The sequence below is a fragment of the Neobacillus niacini genome, from assembly GCF_030817595.1.
Classification (GTDB): Bacteria; Bacillota; Bacilli; order Bacillales; family Cytobacillaceae; genus Neobacillus; species Neobacillus niacini_G.
Genome location: NZ_JAUSZN010000001.1, coordinates 2,941,684 through 2,959,588, shown reverse-complemented (window position 1 = coordinate 2,959,588; position 17,905 = coordinate 2,941,684). Strand labels below are relative to the sequence as shown.

The following is a 17,905-nucleotide window of genomic DNA, read 5'->3' as shown; positions in this document are numbered from 1 at the left end:
TGTACAATGTTGTATCTTCATGATGTTTGGGTAAATTGGTTTGAAGGTGAAGAAAACGGATATAATGTGTGCCACTTTCATGAATGGCGCAAAGATGACGGTGTAGAGCTGTTAGACCAAGCTCCTCTGTTAAAAGTAGAACCGATTCTCTTTAATTATATTGAGAACGATCTCTCAGAATTACCTCAACAGCTTCTAGATGATATTTTTCAAAAGGCATATTTAAGAAAAAACCATGAAAGAGTGCAGCTTGAGTATTGCTTTGTGGTTACAGATGGGGTTGGTATATTAGCAGTTGATACAATTGGATATTCAATACCCATTAGAAAGAGCAGGCTCATACCGAGACAGGAACAGCTTGTCTACGAAATGATTGCCAATCACGATGCAAAAAAATATCATTTTCAACAGAATTCAGTGGATAAGGATTTTCATATTTTATCACCTGAGCCTGAATTAATGACAGGGTTAACAAGAAAAGAGCGTCAGCTAAAACAGTTGTTGTTTATGGCCCTTGATCAATTACATACATCTAAGAACGAAGCAGAAGTGCGTTATTGGTTCACGGAATGGTGTCCAGAGCGATACTCGGCGATACAGGAATTGAATTTTGAGAAAGCTTGGGAGCAGTTGTTTGAGGAAACGAAATATGGCTGGTCTAAACGGCATGAAACATTTTGTGAGAATTTAATAAAAGGTCAGCCATTTTTTGAAAAGCTATGGGAAATGGAGCACGGTCCGAAAGTAAATTAAAAAAGCTGGTCAGAAAGATAAAAATCTTTCATGACCAGCTTTTTTTTTAGCGTCTTTTTCTGCCTAATCCCATCGCATTTTCCATTTTCTTGAGGGTTTTGCTTGCTACTTGGTTTGCTTTTTCTGCGCCTTCGTCTAGGATTCTGTCTAGTTCTGTTGATTCCATTAGGTTATTATATTTCTCTTGAATCGGCTCAAAGACATTTACGACTACTTGTGCTAAATCGCCTTTGAAGTCGCCATATCCTTTGCCATGATACATTTCTTCAAGCTCAGGAATGGTTTTGTTACCAAGAATGGAATAGATGGATAGCAAGTTAGAGATTCCTGGTTTGTTAATTTTGTCGAATTTAACAATCCCCTCAGAATCTGTAACCGCACTTTTTATTTTCTTAACAATTTGTTTTGGATCATCTAAAGGTGTAATAAAAGCTTTATTGTTTGGATCAGATTTACTCATTTTCTTTGTAGGCTCTTGTAACGACATTATCCGTGCGCCGACTTCAGGAATGCGGATATCTGGGATGGTTAAAACCTCCCCATATTTTTTATTAAATCTTTCAGCTAAATCACGCGTTAATTCCATATGCTGCTTCTGGTCTTCTCCAACCGGAACAAGATTGGTATTGTATAAAAGAATGTCTGCGGCCATTAATGGCGGGTAGGTTAATAAACTTGCTGAGACCGCGTCCTTACCAGCTGACTTATCCTTAAATTGAGTCATTCTTTCCAATTCGCCTATATATGAAATACATTGCATCATCCATCCAGCTTGGGCATGTGCCGGAACTTCCGACTGGATAAACAATGTTGCTTTCTCAGGATCAATTCCAACCGCTAGGTAAAGTGCCGCTAAACTGCGGATATTTTTTCTTAGCTCTAACCGATCCTGTGGGACCGTTATTGCATGTTGGTCCACGATGCAAAAGTAGCAATTATAATCATTTTGAAGTTCAACAAATTGCATCATTGCCCCAATATAGTTTCCAAGTGTAATGGTGCCACTTGGCTGAATTCCTGAAAAAATTGTTTTCATGACCGAAATCCTCCTAAATATATATATAAATAAAAAAACCATTCATCCCCAAAAACGATAGGGACGAATGGTTCGCGGTACCACCCTAAATTACTCAAAACGAGTCACTCGAGTCCAGAGCTATCAAGAATGGATAGTCTGGTAACCTTTTAACGCAAGGTAAAACGTCTTTTCCTATTACTCATTAAGATGTTCAGAAAGAAGCTCAAAAGTCCATTCGGTATTTTTCCGTGTTTGTTCTCACCAGCCACAAACTCTCTGAATCGGTTAAAAATACGTACTACTCTTTATCATCGCTAAGCTAATAATTTATTTATTCTTATTATAATTAAATGTAAATTGGGAATCAAGTCAGCGAAGAATTACTTCTTCTTCTTCCCGCCAACGCTTTTCCATCCTGTTTGGAATCTTGCGCTTTGGTCAACGAATTCTGAGCGTTTTTTTCCTCCGAAAACCTTTTCACCGAAACCATTTGTCATGACACCCATAAATGCAGTAATTCCAATAATTAATATCGCAACCATCGATAAATCAGCTATGTAGCCAGCCATGAAAATCCCTCCATATCCAAATAAAAGTTATAATCAACTGTTTGTATTGTTTATTTCCCCTTATTTATATTTTAAAAGAACTTGAGCAGTATTTAAAGGGGTAAAGCAATAAAAAGAATAAATGTGCACAAAAAATGAATACGTTTTCACTAAATGAGGTTTAATTGAGAATTTTCCGGGTATATAAAGGATGAAACTTTTTCGATTGTTTTTCGTCTAATATAATGAAAAGAAAAAATAGGCTAATAGTTTGACATTCAATAAATTTTGAAAAAGGGATACCTTTTTTAGAAACAGTGGTGTATAATTAATGATATAAATTACTTATTTATAATAATTTTAATCAAGGAACATAATTTTTGATAGATTTACTATAGAATTGGATAGTAATTAAAAGAGGAGTGTGGAGACGAATGGTAACATTATACACTTCACCAAGTTGTACATCATGCCGGAAAGCAAAATCATGGTTAGAAGAACATGAAATTCCATATACTGAACGAAATATTTTTTCTGAGCCATTATCAATCGAAGAAATTAAAGAAATTCTCCGTATGACTGAGGATGGTACAGATGAGATTATCTCGACAAGATCAAAGACTTTTCAAAAATTAGATGTTAATTTGGATACAATGCCGCTTCAGGATTTATTTGAATTAATTAAAGCAAATCCTGGATTATTACGCCGGCCAATTATTATCGATGAAAAGCGACTGCAGGTTGGATATAATGAAGACGAAATTCGGAGATTTCTACCGAGAAGAGTACGTACCTTCCAATTAAGAGAAGCGCAGCGTATGGTAAATTAAACTAATAAGACAAAGCCTTCAAACTGAAGGCTTTTTTTGCACCTCTTTTGGTTTGAGATTTCGCTGTCATTTTGTTACAATGTAAGGAATATCTAATTAATAGGCAAATTAATGGTTTTTGCAATTACGGGTAAATTTATTTCCCAATTTAACACTTTTGTCATAAAATGAAAGTACAAGGATTATATTCTTTTTTACATTGCAATAATAGATCCTTTCTACTAAGGTAATTGCTAAAAAGCATTGTCTGCTGGGGGTATTTTGTCCCTTCAATAAGGAAACGGAAGGGAGAGGTAACGATGGAAATCGAACGAATTAATGAGAATACAGTAAAGTTTTACATCTCTTATGGTGATATAGAAGAACGTGGTTTTGATCGCGAAGAAATTTGGTACAATCGGGAGCGAAGTGAGGAGCTTTTCTGGGAAATGATGGATGAAGTTCATCAAGAGGAAGAGTTCGTTGTCGAAGGTCCGCTGTGGATTCAAGTGCAGGCGTTAGAGAAAGGGTTAGAAATTCTTGTAACCAAAGCACAGGTATCAAAGGATGGACAAAAGTTTGAGCTGCCAATACCAAATGAAAAATTAAAAGATCTGCCTGTTGATGGCAATATTGAAGATATCTTGGATCACCATTTTAATCCTGAACTCCGTGATGATGATGACCTTTTACTTGAGGAAGAGTCTTTAGAATTTTTAATTGCCTTCAAAGATTTTGAAGATGTTATTATGTTGTCAAATCGGGGCGGACTTGATGATTTAATCACTGTGTTGTACCACTATAATAATAAATATTATTTATTTACTGAGTTTCCTGAAGATTTGTTTGAAGAGGACGAAATCGATGATATTCTAAGTATCCTGCTCGAATATGGTTATGAAACTCAATTAACCATCCATCGAATTCAGGAATATGGTAAAAAGATCATTTCTGAGAATGTTTTTGCTGAAATAAGAAAACATTTTAAATAAACGTACCGATTTCGATTATTGAAATCGGTATTTTTTACATAGGGTTTAATTTCTCTTTGAGGGTGATGAGACTGAAAAACACAGTAAGGGTTGTATTGTTTTTACTGGTTCTATCCATACTTATGTTTTTCTTTAGGGAATATTTACAGGGTGGAATATTTGGTTTTCTGAGCCTTTTAATAACGTTATCTGTTATTTTTATTGGCTTCGTTATTTTTTTAGAGAATCGACACCCGACCCAAACGATAACCTGGTTGGTTGTATTAGGGAGCTTTCCATTAGTGGGTTTCTTTTTTTATTTACTTTTCGGAAGGAATTATCGTAAGGAGAAAATGTATCGGAAGAAATATTTTCTTGATAAACAAGCATTTTTGACAGTGGAGGGTGAAAATGACCCGCGAAGTGAAGAAAAACTTGGATTGATGGCCGAACACCAGGCAAGACTATTTACTTTGGCGCAAAAATTGGGTAACAGTCCGATTTCCTTTGATACAGCTACGAAGGTGCTAACAAACGGGGAGGAAACCTTTCATCACATTCTTGAGCAATTGAATAAAGCCAGGCATCATATCCATATTGAATATTATATTGTCCGGGATGACAGGATTGGACAAGAAATTAAAGAGATTTTAATTAACAAGGCTGCACAAGGGGTTAAAGTCCGCTTTTTATATGACGCAGTAGGTTCTTGGAAATTATCTAAAAAGTATATTAATGACCTGAAAAACGCTGGAATAGAAACAGTATGTTTCGGTCCTGTTAAGCTGCCATTTTTAAATAATAAATTTAATTTCAGAAATCACCGGAAAATAATTGTTATTGATGGGATGATTGGATTTGTAGGCGGGCTAAATATTGGAGATGAATACTTAGGAAGAAACGATACATATGGCTTTTGGCGTGACACGCACTTAATGTTACGAGGAGAAGCTGTAAGGTCGCTGCAGTTAATCTTTTTACAAGATTGGTATTACATGACGAACCACAGCTTTTTAACAGCCGAATATTTGTCACCGCAGATCGATGAGAAAAATCATGGAGGCGTTCAATTAATTGCCGGCGGTCCCGACAATGAATGGAGTGTTATTAAGAATATCTTTTTCTCGATGATTACGTCGGCAAAGGAATCTGTTTGGATAGCCTCACCATACTTTATCCCTGATGAAGATATCTTTTCAGCGTTAAAAGTAGCAGCACTTAGTGGCATTGATGTAAGATTACTTGTTCCTAACCGCCCTGATAAAAGAATTGTGTTTCATGCTTCAAGATCGTATTTCCCTGAGCTTTTGGAAGCTGGTGTAAAGGTCTATGAATATGAACGGGGGTTTATGCATAGTAAAATTGTAATTGTCGACCATGAGCTTGCTTCTATTGGAACCTCAAATATGGATATGCGCAGTTTTCATTTGAATTTTGAGGTAAATGCCTTTTTATTTCGAACCAAAAGTACTCAAAAACTAGTAGCGGAGTATATTAATGATCTCGAATATGCGAAACAGCTTGATTTAATCTCTTTTAGGAAAAGACATATTGGCTTACGGTTAATTGAGTCTACTGCAAGGTTGCTTTCTCCGCTGCTTTAAGTTCACAAACTCGTCATATTGGCGGGTTTTCTTTTTATATAAAAAAGGATTTTTTATAAGAAAACACGAAATTTAGAATATAAGGAGGTAGATAACCATTGCTGACGGCACAAACGAAATCAGGAACAATATTTAGCTTAGGCACGGAATATAAGAAAGAGACACTGCTAATTATACGCAACAACGAGGAATTTTTTTGTCCAGCTTGTGGAGAACGAGTCTCTCTTAAATTGGGAAACCAGCGAATTTACCATTTTTCTCATCGGAGTGGTACGGTTTGTAGGGATATCCATGAAGGTGAGACGCTTTATCATATGGAAGGAAAACTTCAACTTTATCAGTGGCTTGACCGACAAGGAATTCCTGTAGCATTAGAATATTATGATAATAAAATAAAACAGCGCCCTGATATCGTATTCCAATTCGATGGAAGCAAATACGCTTTGGAATACCAGTGTTCGCCGATTTCAGAAGAAATATTTATCAAGCGTACAGCTGCCTATTACGAACACAATTACATTCCTCTCTGGATCATGGGCAGTAAACATTTGAAAGCAAAAAGGAGTAATGTCTTTTCTTTGTCGAACTTTGATTATTTCTTTTTCAGAAAAACAAAGGACAACCATTTGATACTTCCTACTTATTGCCCCAGAGAAAAACAGTTTAAAATCCTCAGTTCAATCTATCCTTATTCCATAAAAAATGCACTTGCAAATATCACCCATCATCCTATCCAAAACACTGGAATTAAAGAAATTCTAGCACCCATAATAATCAATCATATCAATCTTGCTAAATGGTCAATGGAAATGGAGAAATTCACATTGAACTGGTCACTCCATCCGAGTCCCGACCTAAATCGATTTCTTCGCGAAATCTATGGGCATAACCTCAACATATATTTACTTCCTCCAGAAATTGGTCTACCGGTCAGCCATTCCCTATTCATTCAAACACCTTCAATTATTTGGCAAACCTATATGTACTTAGATGTTTTGCAGGATAAAATGCCGAAAGACCTAATAGACTTAAAAGAAGTTGAAAAACATTACAATAAGAGAGTAATCAAAAAGGAGATTATCAACAGGAATGTACCTCAACTTCCAAGCGAAAGATCATTTAATGCAGTGAAGGATTATTTCCAACAGCTTGAGAGACTGGGTATACTCGTGAGAAAAAGCGAAACTGTTTTTCAACTCGAAACTAGTATCTTCATACCAAAATCTAATCGGGAAAAGGAAGAACGGAGGAATGAATTTTGTCAAAAAAATAAGTTCTTCCTCGCAAAAATATAAATGAAATATAACTTTAGGGCATAATATATTGGGTAAAACAAAAAAATTAAAGGAAATAACATGAAAAAAGGAGAATAATTAACAGGGTTAACATTTTTCGTGATCCGAATATTTTTTGAATGGAGGATGTTTATGGCAAACGAAGCTGTAGTAAAGGCGTTGCCTTCAAGAAGTGAAATTCCTGTTGAAGAGACATGGAGATTGGAAGATATCTTCGCTAGCGATAAAGAATGGGAAAATGAATTTCAAGACGTCAAAAGTCAAATATCAGGAATCAAAGAGTTTGAGGGGAAACTTGGGGAGAGTGCCGACACTCTTTATAATGCTCTTCAATTTCAGGATAAGCTGCTTGAAAGAATCGGCAAGCTTTATACATACGCCCATATGCGTTATGACCAGGATACAACGAACTCCTTTTACCAAGGATTAGATGACAGGATGAAAAATTTATACTCACAAGCTGGCAGTCAATTAGCATTTATTGTTCCTGAGATTCTATCTTTAGAGGAAAGTAAAGTTAAGGGATTTTTAAATAAAAAAACTGAATTAAAGCTTTATGAGCATGCAATCGAAGAGATTAATCTTCAGAGACCGCACGTTTTGTCCGGAGAGGTGGAAGCGTTATTAGCGGAAGCTAGTGAGGTAATGGATGCCTCCAGCAATACCTTCGGGATGTTAAATAATGCAGATTTAAAATTCCCTTCTGTAAAAGATGAAAATGGTGAAGAGGTTGAGATTACCCACGGCCGATATATCCGTTTTCTCGAAAGTGCCGACCAAAGGGTTCGCCGTGATGCTTTCAAAGCAGTATACGACACGTATGGAAATTTCCGCAATACCTTTGCAAGTACAATCAGCGGCAATGTGAAAAAGGATAATTTTAATGCAAGAATCAGAAAATATGATTCTGCCAGGCATGCAGCACTATCTGCCAATAATATTCCTGAAAGCGTGTATGATAATTTAGTAAACACGGTAAATGATCACTTACACCTATTGCACCGTTACGTGAAACTCCGTAAAAAAGTTTTAGGAGTAGACGAACTGCATATGTACGATCTTTACACTCCTCTTGTAAAAGATGTCAAAATGGAAATACCTTATAAACAGGCAGAAGAGCTTGTAATAAAAGGGCTTGCTCCACTAGGCGAAGAATATTCCCAAATTTTAAAAGAGGGTTTTGAGAACCGCTGGGTAGACGTACACGAAAATAAAGGAAAGCGAAGCGGAGCTTATTCTTCTGGAGCTTATGGAACAAATCCATATATTCTTATGAATTGGCAGGATAATGTAAATAACTTATTTACATTGGCTCATGAATTTGGCCATTCCGTCCATAGCTACTATACAAGAAAAAATCAGCCGTATCCTTATGGAAACTATTCTATTTTTGTTGCGGAAGTAGCCTCAACTTGTAACGAAGCATTATTAAATGATTATTTATTAAAAACCATTGACGATGAGCAAAAAAGAATCTATTTGTTAAATCATTATTTAGAAGGCTTCAGAGGTACTGTTTTCCGACAAACGATGTTTGCAGAGTATGAACATCTCATTCATCAAAAAGCTCAAAATAATGAGGCTTTAACAGCGGATTCATTAACTAGTGAATACTATGCTCTGAATAAGAAGTATTTTGGTGAAGAAGATATCGTTATCGATGAGGAAATCGGCTTAGAATGGGCTAGAATTCCACATTTCTATTACAACTATTATGTATATCAATATGCAACCGGCTTTAGTGCAGCAACCGCGTTAAGCAAGCAGATTCTAGAGGAAGGCGAGCCAGCGGTTAAACGCTATATCGATTTCTTAAGCGCAGGAAGCTCTGATTACCCAATAGAAGTACTAAAAAAGGCGGGAGTAGACATGACAAGCGCCGACCCAATTAGAGACGCATGCAAAGTGTTCGAAGAGAAATTAAATGAATTAGAACAGTTATTATCCTAGTAAAAGGGAGAGTATCCAATGGTACTCTCCTTTTAAAACCCTTTAAAACGTTTTCTATCATTTAGATAAAAAACAAACATAAAAATGGAAATAAAAAAAAGTGGAATACTAATGATCAAAGGAAAGACCTTCATTAACGCAAGGATATGGAGAGAAAATCCGAAAAAAATAAACAAAATCATAAGAATAACAGGTAAATTAAACATGGGAAATGCCACCTTATTTTTGGAGTTACTATAGTGTATTGTCCAAAATTATAAAATATGATATTTTGACAATTATGTGAAATAACGCACAATCACATTGTCAACGTGGTCAATCACATGGTATATTCTATACGTGAAGTTAATCACAACAAACATATACCCCTTTGTTTGACCGTGAAAAATTTCTCCCATCCCCTTTGTTCGTATTAATAGAAAAAGGCCTTGCAGTTTTAGCTGCAAGGTCTTTTTATGTTTAGGAAATAGTTACTAATCTTCAACATATCGCCAAAAAGTCCCATATTTTGCCGGAAGCTGTTCAACCTTTTGAAGTAATAACAATTTTTTCATTTCCCGTTCAACCTGAGTAATAGACATGTTATAAACGACTGCAATTTCTTTTGAGGCCACTAGTTTAAAATATTTCAAAAATGTCTCTAATGGCGGCGGCGGATTTTTTACTGGCTGTTCAGAAAGCATTTCTTCAAGAATTTGCACATAGACTTCATACGGATAAGAACCAGTTATTTTAATTCCTTCGTCTTCTACATTCTCGTTAAAAAATACAAGGGTGGGAATTTCTTGTACCTCCATTTCAGTGGTGATTTTTAAGTCACACTGAAATGCTTTCGCCGAACTTTCAGAATGGAAATCAGAAATGAATTCCTCGACATCTAATCCTGCACTCTTTGCACAAGATTTTAATACATCAAAATGGGAGATGTTTTGTTTATCAATAAAGAGTTTTTCTTGCACCTTGCGAAGAAACCGAATACCCGCTCGTCTGCCTTGCAGTTCTGCTGCCTTTATTGCAACAGAAGCAATATACGGTGAAGCTACAGGGTTTTCTAACCAAAGGCTCCCATCACAGGACATTCCCGATCTGCTAGCTGTCTTTTCCCATAATTCTGCAATTACTTCATAATTTTTCTTTTTGCTAACATTTAAATTTGCGATACGCCCACTTAAAACGTGTTTAATGGAAAAATAGCGGCCATATTCAATGTGCAGTTTTTTTAAGATTGGCTCGAGTGCCCAACACTCTGGGCATAAAGGATCGATAAACATATATATTTCAAGTGGCTTCTTATCGTAATTGTAGACTTGCTGCTTTGAAGTGAACCAAGGGTTACTCACGAATCTTCACCTGTTATCTCACTGTCATCTGGCTTATTAATCATGTGTTGTGCAGTAAGATAGAGCCTAGAATAAAATTCATCCCTTATTGGACCCTCTAATCCAGTCTTGTCCATCGCTTGTTTCATGCAAGATAACCATGCTTTTGCACGGGTAGGAGTAATGGGAAAAGGCAAATGACGTGCACGCATCATCGGATGACCATGCTCTTCAGTATACAACGCTGGTCCCCCCAAATATTGTGTTAAAAATTGCTTTTGTTTACGGGCAATTTCGGAAAATTCATTTGGAAAGATAGGTGCAAGATCAGGATGTTGTGCAACTAGACCATAAAAAGTATCCACTAGGCGGTGTAAGGTATCTTCGCCAAGGGCTTCAAATGGAGTAGGCTTTTTCTCATACATGTTGACAACTCCTTTAAATATGTTTGTATTATTATTTTATCAATGCATTTTTCATATCTCAAATAAACCGCTTATATTTTTTGCTGATAAAACCGAGCAATCTTATTTGGGGTTATTCGTAAGGGTATATTATATTGTTCGAGCAGCGCTTTGAAGGCAACCTGACCACGTTGAAAATCCAGCACTTCGTATTCAATCTCGTAGTCTTCCGTATTTAGATATAGGCTATGATCCAATACGAGGAGCCCTTCGTTGTATGGAAATTCAGCCCTTTTAGTTGTGAGAGAGCCGAAATATTCTAAATTCGTAAACGGTATATTTAATTGTTCCAAACGCTCCTGAATAATTCCCTTAGGGAGTATTCCAGTATTGATCGCAGCCAGGAATTCATTTTTAGATAAAGTTTGTGTGGTTTCTAACAGACCAATGTCAGCCGGCTGCTTTAATGTCATTTCATAGTGATCATTTTTTTCCCTGGTCCTTAAAGCAGAACCTAACTCCTTTAGTGTAAAATCGGGTGTGTCAAAATAATGATTTGATTGGCTGATGATTTCCTCATCCTTTACGGTAAATGCATTAAGCAGTTTTTTATACTCGACTTTTGTGAGTAAATTTTTAAATTCTATTTCAATTGTCTCTGACATCGTAAGTCCATCCCTTTCTTTTCGTCCTTCTATTTTATCTTAGCATTTGGCCGAACCGCAATTCTTGGGAGAAATGGATAGATTATGCTAAAATAGTAGGGTAAATGTTGGAGGTAATAATAATGAATAAAAGAATACTAATTAACGCAGCGAACATTTTAAACAATAAGTTACGATTACAAGCAAGCGGGCCGATCACTGGGTTAACTCAAACAGACCAAATTCTTGTTGATTCTAAGCAATTTTCCTTTGTTTATTTAATGGAGAATCAAGAGGGTTATACATATATCGAGATTCCTGAACCCATTTGGCCATTATTAAAAGAGACAGTAACAAAACAAATTCCAGTTTGGATTCACTTTGATAAGGAAGAATTGGAGTTAACTAACTTTAATGAGGAATTAGTTGAAGTTATCAACAACATAAGAGGAAATAGTAATTATGGTGAAGAGATGGTCACAAAAGTAGAAGGGATATTTTAAAAATATTATAGTTTGTTATTGAGGTGGAATCATGAAGCATTGGGACCAATTCTTAGCTCCATATAAACAAGCAGTATCAGAGCTGAAAATAAAATTAAAGGGCATGAGAGGACAATTTGAGTTAGACTCCAGCCATTCACCGATCGAATTTGTCACCGGTCGAGTCAAGCCGATTGCAAGTATCCTTGATAAGGCAAATCAAAAAGGTATTCCACTAGATAAATTGGAAGAGGAAATGCAGGACATTGCCGGTATGCGTATCATGTGTCAATTTGTCGATGATATTCATTATGTTGTCAGCTTATTAAGGAACCGAAATGACCTTGAAATCGTCGAGGAAAGGGATTATATATCACATAAAAAAACGAGCGGATATCGTTCTTACCATGTTGTGATACGTTATCCTGTACAAACGATCCATGGGGAAAAGAAAATACTTGCTGAAATTCAAATCAGGACATTGGCAATGAACTTTTGGGCGACAATAGAACACACGTTAAATTATAAATATAAAGGAATTTTCCCAGCTGATATTAAAATGAGACTGCAAAGTGCTGCAGAGGCGGCGTTTCGTCTTGATGAGGAAATGTCCTTGATTCGTGGTGAGATTCAAGAGGCACAAGCATTTTTTACAAGAAATAAGGAGTTTAAGCAGGAAGAGAAAAGCTGATAAGAGTAAGCATTTCAGTACAAGGAGAAAACATTTATGAAATTTGCGATTACATCCAAAGGAGATCAAAAATCGAATATCTTGATGCATAAAATGCGTACTTACTTACTCGATTTCGATCTTATATACGATGAGGATCAACCGGATATTGTCGTTTCGATTGGTGGAGATGGGACACTTCTATATGCTTTTCACCGATACAGCAGCCGCTTGGATAAAACTGCTTTTGTCGGAATACATACAGGCCATCTAGGCTTTTATGCAGACTGGACACCTGATGAAATCGAAAAACTTGTGATTGCCATTGCCAAAACTCCCTATCAGGTTGTTGAATATCCTTTAATAGAGGTCATTATTCGTTATCAGCATGCTGGAAAGGAATCTCGATATCTAGCGCTTAATGAATCAACCGTAAAAAGTGTAGAGGGCACATTGGTTATGGATGTCGAAATCCGCGGTCAGCACTTTGAACGCTTCCGGGGTGATGGTTTATGTGTTTCCACACCCTCCGGCAGTACCGCATATAATAAAGCGCTTGGCGGGGCTATTATCCATCCTTCAATATCCGCATTGCAGGTTGCAGAGATGGCATCCATTAATAACCGTGTCTTTCGAACAGTCGGCTCACCGCTTATTCTGCCTTCCCATCATACCTGTATGTTAAAACCAGTTAATCGTCTGGATTTTCAGGTAACTGTTGATCATCTAACATTACTTCATAAAGATGTAAAATCGATTCAATTTAGGGTGCCAGATGAAAAAATTCGTTTTGCACGTTTCCGGCCATTTCCTTTCTGGAAGAGGGTTCATGACTCCTTTATATCAGATTCAGACTAATCATCATGCGGAGGACGCCACGTGAAACCAAATTTTGAATTGCAGTGGACTATTAATGAAGAGCATGAGGGTCGAATGATCAAGGAGTTCCTGAAAGAAAAGGAAATATCTAGGATTGCTCTAACGGATATAAAATTCAAAGGCGGTAAGATTCTGGTTAATAACATAGAAGTGAATGTCCGCTATTTGTTAAAAGCAGATGATATTGTGACCGTAATTTTTCCTCCTGAAAACCCAAGCGAAGGCGTTATCGGCGAAAAAATCGAATTAGAGATCCTTTTTGAAGATCCATTTATCCTAGTAGTTAATAAACCAGCGGGGATGAGTACCATTCCATCTAGAGAACATCCTAATGGAAGTTTGGCAAATGCCTTGGTAGGGTATTACGAAGAAATAGGTATTAGGGCTACCTCTCATATTGTTACTCGTTTAGACCGGGATACCTCAGGGATTGTTTTAATTGCAAAACAAAGGCATGTCCATCATTTATTAAGTAAGCAGCAGCAAAACGGTCATGTTAAAAGAACGTATGAAGCATTTGCTCAGGGTAGTTTAAAGCTTGAAATGGGCTCGATCGAAGAACCGATTGGCAGGAAGGCTGACAGTATAATAGAGAGAGAAGTCCGTATTGATGGACAATATGCCTGCACCCATTACAAAGTGTTAAAAAGGTATAAAGATTTAACTCATGTAGAGCTGCAGCTGGAGACTGGCAGAACTCATCAAATTCGGGTTCATATGTCATTTATTGGTCATCCCTTACTGGGAGATGACTTATATGGGGGAAATCTTATACTTATTGAGCGACAGGCCCTGCATTGTAAAAAGATCCACTTTATACACCCTTTTAACGGCAGGGAAATGACATTCACTGCACCACTTCCTTTAGATATGAATGAAATAATAAAGGCTGCCCTTTAATAGGCCAGCCTTTTGCATTTTTTGATGATTTCCTAGGAAATTTGTCGATGTACTTAGGATTATTTTCCCTATTTTTAATCAAAGTCTTTAAATTTCTCTTTAATATATGGCATAGTAGAATCTACCGAAACGATTTCCAACTCAGGATATCGAAGCGCCGTTAACTTACCGCCAAAAACAGCTCCAGTATCAATATTATATGTATTATTGATTACTCTTGGTTCTTTTACTGGGGTATGCCCATATACAATGATTGCTTTACCTGTATAGTGTTTCGCCCAATCTCTTCTAACTGGGGAACCGTCAGGATGTTTTTCACCCGTTATATCTCCATAAAGGACAAAGGTCTTAACTTTAGAATTTGTTTTTCCGATAAATTCTTCTTTTATCCCAGCGTGTGCTATCACTAACTTTTTTTGATCTAACACTAAATGAAGCGGTGATTTTTCGTAAAGGTCGACAAATTTATTTCGAATGGACTGCTGATCTTTTTTAGCTAATGACTTATATTCTGCTACAGTCGTTTCAAGTCCATGTGTTTCCTGGACCTTACTCCCAAGGAAGTATCGGTAAAGCTTATTGCAATGGTTCCCTGGCGTATAAAATGCCTGTTTCTGTTCGATTACAAGCCGCCAGACTATTTCAGCAACTTTTAAGGAAGCTGGACCACGGTCCGTTAAATCCCCAACAAAGGCTAAACGCCTGTCTTCTGGGTGTACTGGGATTCCTTCCTTCCATTCGTAACCGCATTTTTTTGTTAAGGCTTCAAATTCGGGTAAACACCCATGTATATCACCGATGATATCAATTTTCATTGAAATGATTCCCCCTTTATATTTATTTTTTGTAGATTTGATGATTTTTATAAAAGAAACGAAGGAGGACGATTTATGGAACAGCATGCGTCTGTAATTTCTTTATTAATTGTCGTGACAGTGGCCTTTGTAACGCCTATTCTGCTCCACAGGTTACGATTAAATTATATTCCTGTGGTGGTCGCAGAAATCATTATGGGGCTTGTGATTGGAAAAAGCGGTTTTAACGTAGTTCACGAAGATATGTGGTTATCAACACTTTCTACTCTAGGATTTATTTTCTTGATGTTCCTTAGTGGATTAGAGATTGATTTTACTGCTTTTAGAGGAAGTAAGAAACCTATCACGCTGCCTAGTGGTAAAAAAGAACCAAATACCTTCATGGTCTCGTCTATGATTTTTACAGGAATATTTATCTTCTCATTAGGTTTATCCTATTTGTTTGTTTTTGCTGGTTTTATTGAAAATGCCTTTTTAATGACACTCATTATATCAACTATTTCTTTAGGAGTCGTGGTTCCAACCTTAAAAGAAGCACACCTTATGAAGACAAATATTGGTCAAATTATCTTATTGGTCGCCGTTGTGGCAGATTTAGTGACCATGATTCTCTTGGCCATCTTTGTGTCTTTATATGACCCAGGACAGGGAAATACATGGCTGTTACTGATTTTGTTTGCAGCCGGAGTTGTATTGTATTTTGTGGGCAAAAGGTTTAAGAATCGTCCCTTACTAGAGTCTCTTTCAAAAGGGACTGTACAAATTGGGACTCGTGCAGTTTTTATGCTTATTATCGTGTTAGTTGGGCTCTCTGAAACGGTAGGGGCGGAAAATATTCTTGGAGCGTTCCTTGCCGGCGTATTGGTTTCTCTTCTTTCACCAAACCAGGAACTGGTCCATAAATTAGATTCCTTCGGCTATGGTTTCTTAATACCAATCTTTTTTGTAATGATTGGTGTGGAATTAGATATTTGGTCACTTTTTGCAGATAAAAAGCTATTGTTATTAATCCCATTATTATTAGTAGGACTTTTACTTTCAAAGGTTGTCCCGGTTTATTTACTGAAGATCTGGTACGATACCAAAACTGTACTAGCTTCAGGTTTTTTACTCACATCTACTCTATCATTAGTAATTGCTGCAGCGACCATTGGGGAGCGTATGGAGGTTATTACTCCGGAGATGAGTGGAACACTGATTCTTGTTGCCGTCATAACTTCTATTTTTACACCGATTGCTTTTAAAAAATTATTCCCATTTGAAGTGGCGGCGCACCCAAAAGTAAGAATTGCCTTTTTAGGAGCAAACCAAGTAACATTGCCTGTATCAAGGGAACTTAAGTCGGGTCTTTACGAACCGGTTTTATATCATACGAAAATGGAAAAATATGAAAAAATGACTTCAAATTCATTGTTTGATATCGTCGAGATCGTTGATTATTCATTAGAAACGATCGAAAAAAATAAAATTTTTCAAAATGAAATCATTGTTCTTTCTACAGGAAATGAACAGACAAACGCAGATTTAGCGATAAAAGCGAAGGAAATGGGAGTATCGAGAATAATCGCTCGTATTGAAGGTCCCGAACTTGAGCAAAGCTTGAGAGAAAAGGACATTGAGGTTTTCTCTTCCTTCATGTCAACCAAAACATTACTTCGGGCCTTAATCGAAACACCTAGTGTTATTAACATTCTAACAAATCAAGAAACCTCACTATATGAAATAAGAATGCAAAATGAACAGTTTGATGGTATGACATTAAGGAGGTTCCCGTTTACAGGTGATGTCATTTTTGTGCGGATTTTCCGAGGAAAGGATTCCATAGTTCCTCATGGTGACACTGAGCTGTTATTGAAAGATCGTTTGATTGTTACTGGCTCAAAGGAATATGTGGATGAATTGAAAAGGGAGCTCGAGTTCTAAATGCTAAAAATGCTGTACTTTTCATTTTTTAGTAAATAGTGTAATATTAGTACCAAGTACTAATAACTAATATAAAAGTTTAAGTAGGGGGACTAGTTCATTTATGAATCTTTCTTTAGCAGGAAAAACATATGTAGTAATGGGTGTTGCAAATAAACGTAGTATTGCATGGGGTATTGCTCGTTCGCTGAACAATGCAGGAGCACGATTAATTTTCACATATGCAGGTGAAAGACTTGAAAGCAGTGTTAGAGAATTGGCGGAGTCCTTGGAAGCAGAAGGTACCCTTGTGCTGCCATGTGATGTAACAAAGGATGAGGAAGTAGCGAAATGCTTTACTGAAATCAAGGAAGCTGTAGGTACCATCCATGGTGTTGCACACTGTATTGCATTTGCAAATAAAGAAGAATTAAGCGGAGAATATTTGAATACAACAAGAGAAGGCTTCTTGTTGGCGCATAACATTAGTTCTTACTCTTTAACAGCTGTGGCAAAAGAGGCTAGAGGATTGATGACCGAAGGCGGAAGTATTGTCACTCTAACTTATTTAGGCGGGGAACGAGTAATACCGAATTATAATGTCATGGGTGTTGCGAAGGCTTCCTTAGACGCAAGCGTTCGTTATTTGGCTGAAGACCTAGGCAAGGAAGGGATTCGTGTCAATTCAATCTCAGCTGGTCCAATAAGAACTCTATCAGCAAAAGGTATTAGTGATTTTAATCAGATTACAAAGGTGATTGAAGAAAAAGCACCTTTACGTAGAGCTACAACGCCAGAAGAAGTCGGTGATACTGCACTATTCCTATTCAGCAATCTGTCGCGGGGTATTACAGGAGAAAATATTCACGTCGATTCAGGATTTCATATTTTATAAATTGTCATGCCCGCTAAAATTGATTAGTGGGCTTTTTATATCGATTT

18 protein-coding genes and 1 other annotated feature are annotated in these 17,905 nt (G+C 36.9%); of the genes, 12 read left to right on the top strand and 6 right to left on the bottom strand.

The features are described 5' to 3' along the window. Positions 1-6: 6 nt before the first annotated feature. Complete coding sequence (locus QFZ31_RS14145) at positions 7-753, top strand: YjbA family protein (RefSeq protein ID WP_179597705.1); 747 nt, start codon at positions 7-9, stop codon at positions 751-753. 46 nt (positions 754-799) lie between these two features. Here the strand turns inward: QFZ31_RS14145 and trpS are convergent, their stop codons facing one another. Further along, entirely contained in the window at positions 800-1,789 is a 990-nt protein-coding gene (trpS, locus tag QFZ31_RS14140) for a tryptophan--tRNA ligase (protein ID WP_373459848.1), read from the bottom strand. Between the two features lie 56 nt (positions 1,790-1,845). Continuing rightward, positions 1,846-2,092, bottom strand: a binding site (T-box leader). A 59-nt stretch (positions 2,093-2,151) separates the two neighbouring features. Next, a complete protein-coding gene (locus QFZ31_RS14135; protein WP_307303708.1) occupies positions 2,152-2,340 on the bottom strand; it encodes a hypothetical protein in 189 nt (62 codons plus the stop codon). A gap of 413 nt (positions 2,341-2,753) precedes the next feature. On the opposite strand from QFZ31_RS14135, the gene spxA reads away from it, so the two are divergent. From spxA to pepF, 5 genes are all read left to right on the top strand, one after another. Next, positions 2,754-3,149 (top strand): transcriptional regulator SpxA, encoded by a 396-nt coding sequence (gene spxA, locus QFZ31_RS14130; protein WP_045519743.1) that lies wholly within the window; start codon positions 2,754-2,756, stop codon positions 3,147-3,149. A gap of 299 nt (positions 3,150-3,448) precedes the next feature. Then, positions 3,449-4,120, top strand: coding sequence for an adaptor protein MecA (mecA, locus tag QFZ31_RS14125; protein ID WP_307303705.1), 672 nt, complete (start codon positions 3,449-3,451; stop codon positions 4,118-4,120). Positions 4,121-4,191: 71 nt separating this feature from the next. Beyond that, positions 4,192-5,703 (top strand): cardiolipin synthase, encoded by a 1,512-nt coding sequence (cls, locus tag QFZ31_RS14120; RefSeq protein WP_307311575.1) that lies wholly within the window; start codon positions 4,192-4,194, stop codon positions 5,701-5,703. A 98-nt stretch (positions 5,704-5,801) separates the two neighbouring features. After that, on the top strand, positions 5,802-6,998 hold the full coding sequence (locus QFZ31_RS14115; RefSeq protein WP_307303703.1) for a competence protein CoiA: 1,197 nt from the start codon (positions 5,802-5,804) through the stop codon (positions 6,996-6,998). A gap of 132 nt (positions 6,999-7,130) precedes the next feature. Then, the gene (pepF, locus tag QFZ31_RS14110) at positions 7,131-8,948 is read left to right on the top strand and encodes an oligoendopeptidase F (protein WP_307303701.1); all 1,818 of its coding nucleotides are present in this window, start codon (positions 7,131-7,133) and stop codon (positions 8,946-8,948) included. Between the two features lie 473 nt (positions 8,949-9,421). Here the strand turns inward: pepF and QFZ31_RS14105 are convergent, their stop codons facing one another. From QFZ31_RS14105 to QFZ31_RS14095, 3 genes are all read right to left on the bottom strand, one after another. Continuing rightward, complete coding sequence (locus tag QFZ31_RS14105) at positions 9,422-10,288, bottom strand: ClpXP adapter SpxH family protein (protein WP_307303699.1); 867 nt, start codon at positions 10,286-10,288, stop codon at positions 9,422-9,424. Beyond that, the gene (locus QFZ31_RS14100) at positions 10,285-10,692 is read right to left on the bottom strand and encodes a globin (RefSeq protein WP_307303697.1); all 408 of its coding nucleotides are present in this window, start codon (positions 10,690-10,692) and stop codon (positions 10,285-10,287) included. Before QFZ31_RS14100 ends, QFZ31_RS14105 begins: the two co-directional genes overlap by 4 nt. 71 nt (positions 10,693-10,763) lie before the next feature. Beyond that, a complete protein-coding gene (locus tag QFZ31_RS14095) occupies positions 10,764-11,336 on the bottom strand; it encodes a CYTH domain-containing protein (protein ID WP_307303695.1) in 573 nt (190 codons plus the stop codon). Positions 11,337-11,458: 122 nt separating this feature from the next. Between QFZ31_RS14095 and QFZ31_RS14090 the strand changes: the two genes are divergently transcribed. The 4 genes from QFZ31_RS14090 to QFZ31_RS14075 are packed head-to-tail and all read left to right on the top strand — an operon-like array spanning position 11,459 to position 14,246. Further along, the gene (locus tag QFZ31_RS14090) at positions 11,459-11,818 is read left to right on the top strand and encodes a hypothetical protein (RefSeq protein ID WP_307303693.1); all 360 of its coding nucleotides are present in this window, start codon (positions 11,459-11,461) and stop codon (positions 11,816-11,818) included. A gap of 31 nt (positions 11,819-11,849) precedes the next feature. Continuing rightward, positions 11,850-12,488, top strand: coding sequence for a GTP pyrophosphokinase family protein (locus QFZ31_RS14085; protein WP_306072323.1), 639 nt, complete (start codon positions 11,850-11,852; stop codon positions 12,486-12,488). Positions 12,489-12,524: 36 nt separating this feature from the next. Then, the gene (locus QFZ31_RS14080; RefSeq protein WP_179597683.1) at positions 12,525-13,325 is read left to right on the top strand and encodes an NAD kinase; all 801 of its coding nucleotides are present in this window, start codon (positions 12,525-12,527) and stop codon (positions 13,323-13,325) included. A gap of 21 nt (positions 13,326-13,346) precedes the next feature. After that, a complete protein-coding gene (locus tag QFZ31_RS14075; RefSeq protein WP_307303688.1) occupies positions 13,347-14,246 on the top strand; it encodes an RluA family pseudouridine synthase in 900 nt (299 codons plus the stop codon). A 74-nt stretch (positions 14,247-14,320) separates the two neighbouring features. On the opposite strand, the gene prpE is transcribed toward QFZ31_RS14075, so the two are convergent. Then, entirely contained in the window at positions 14,321-15,061 is a 741-nt protein-coding gene (gene prpE, locus QFZ31_RS14070; protein ID WP_307303687.1) for a bis(5'-nucleosyl)-tetraphosphatase PrpE, read from the bottom strand. 75 nt (positions 15,062-15,136) lie between these two features. On the opposite strand from prpE, the gene QFZ31_RS14065 reads away from it, so the two are divergent. Together QFZ31_RS14065 and fabI are read left to right on the top strand one after the other, a co-directional pair. After that, positions 15,137-16,984, top strand: coding sequence for a monovalent cation:proton antiporter family protein (locus tag QFZ31_RS14065; RefSeq protein WP_307303685.1), 1,848 nt, complete (start codon positions 15,137-15,139; stop codon positions 16,982-16,984). Between the two features lie 103 nt (positions 16,985-17,087). Continuing rightward, positions 17,088-17,858 (top strand): enoyl-ACP reductase FabI, encoded by a 771-nt coding sequence (gene fabI / locus QFZ31_RS14060; protein WP_306072329.1) that lies wholly within the window; start codon positions 17,088-17,090, stop codon positions 17,856-17,858. Positions 17,859-17,905 lie beyond the last annotated feature (47 nt).

What these genes read in the sequence shown, in the direction of transcription:
- QFZ31_RS14145 (WP_179597705.1), top strand. Translation starts at nt 7, where the DNA reads ATGTTGTATCTTCATGATGTTTGGGTAAATTGGTTTGAAGGTGAAGAA.
- trpS (WP_373459848.1), bottom strand. Translation starts at nt 1,789, where the DNA reads ATGAAAACAATTTTTTCAGGAATTCAGCCAAGTGGCACCATTACACTT.
- QFZ31_RS14135 (WP_307303708.1), bottom strand. Translation starts at nt 2,340, where the DNA reads ATGGCTGGCTACATAGCTGATTTATCGATGGTTGCGATATTAATTATT.
- spxA (WP_045519743.1), top strand. Translation starts at nt 2,754, where the DNA reads ATGGTAACATTATACACTTCACCAAGTTGTACATCATGCCGGAAAGCA.
- mecA (WP_307303705.1), top strand. Translation starts at nt 3,449, where the DNA reads ATGGAAATCGAACGAATTAATGAGAATACAGTAAAGTTTTACATCTCT.
- pepF (WP_307303701.1), top strand. Translation starts at nt 7,131, where the DNA reads ATGGCAAACGAAGCTGTAGTAAAGGCGTTGCCTTCAAGAAGTGAAATT.
- QFZ31_RS14100 (WP_307303697.1), bottom strand. Translation starts at nt 10,692, where the DNA reads ATGTATGAGAAAAAGCCTACTCCATTTGAAGCCCTTGGCGAAGATACC.
- QFZ31_RS14095 (WP_307303695.1), bottom strand. Translation starts at nt 11,336, where the DNA reads ATGTCAGAGACAATTGAAATAGAATTTAAAAATTTACTCACAAAAGTC.
- QFZ31_RS14090 (WP_307303693.1), top strand. Translation starts at nt 11,459, where the DNA reads ATGAATAAAAGAATACTAATTAACGCAGCGAACATTTTAAACAATAAG.
- QFZ31_RS14085 (WP_306072323.1), top strand. Translation starts at nt 11,850, where the DNA reads ATGAAGCATTGGGACCAATTCTTAGCTCCATATAAACAAGCAGTATCA.
- QFZ31_RS14080 (WP_179597683.1), top strand. Translation starts at nt 12,525, where the DNA reads ATGAAATTTGCGATTACATCCAAAGGAGATCAAAAATCGAATATCTTG.
- prpE (WP_307303687.1), bottom strand. Translation starts at nt 15,061, where the DNA reads ATGAAAATTGATATCATCGGTGATATACATGGGTGTTTACCCGAATTT.
- QFZ31_RS14065 (WP_307303685.1), top strand. Translation starts at nt 15,137, where the DNA reads ATGGAACAGCATGCGTCTGTAATTTCTTTATTAATTGTCGTGACAGTG.
- fabI (WP_306072329.1), top strand. Translation starts at nt 17,088, where the DNA reads ATGAATCTTTCTTTAGCAGGAAAAACATATGTAGTAATGGGTGTTGCA.